We start from the raw sequence: 656 nt of genomic DNA, 5'->3' as shown, positions 1-656 counted from the left end.
ATGAGACGGAGGGGTTGGGTCGCGGTTGACAGGGTAGAGGGAACCTCTCCCTTATACGCCGCGCTGGAGGTAGCACGATGAGCGAGAAGGTAGGTGCGGTTCTCGTTGTAGGCGGAGGAATCGCCGGGATACAGGCATCTCTCGACCTTGGAGACTCTGGATTCAGAGTGTACCTGCTGGACGAGTCGCCCAGCATAGGGGGCACAATGACTCAGCTCGACAAGACCTTCCCCACAAACGACTGTGCCATGTGTATACTCGCCCCGAAGCTAGTAACCTCAGGGAGGCACCCAAACATCCACCTCATAACCAACGCGGCGGTCAAGAAGGTCGACGGCGAGGCCGGAAACTTCAAGGTTGCCATAACAAGAAGAGCCCGATACGTGAACATGGAGAAGTGCACAGGGTGCGGCGTCTGCGCCGAGAAATGCCCGGTGGAAGCCATAGACGAGTTCAATCAGGGCCTGGACGAAAGAGGCGGCATCTTCGTCAAATACCCTCAAGCGGTTCCGCTAACCTATATGGTTGACAAAGAGAAGTGCATTGGATGCGGCACCTGTCGGGAAGTATGTAAAGCCGGCGCGGTGGAGTATGACCAGAAGGAGGAAGATGTCACATTAAGCGTTGGGTCCATCATACTGGCGCCCGGCTTTGAG

General features: G+C 56.4%; 1 protein-coding gene. It reads left to right on the top strand.

Going from position 1 to position 656, the window contains the following annotated elements:
• Window positions 1-77 precede the first annotated feature (77 nt).
• Window positions 78-656 (top strand): 4Fe-4S binding protein (locus tag QME70_14035; protein ID MDI6895682.1); only part of this gene is annotated, 579 nt, incomplete at its 3' end.

Source organism: Bacillota bacterium (assembly GCA_030019365.1).
Taxonomy (GTDB): domain Bacteria; phylum Bacillota; class Sulfobacillia; order JACIYH01; family JACIYH01; genus JACIYH01.
Note: the sequence above shows the minus strand (reverse complement) of the source record. Positions and strands in the feature narration are given on the sequence as shown.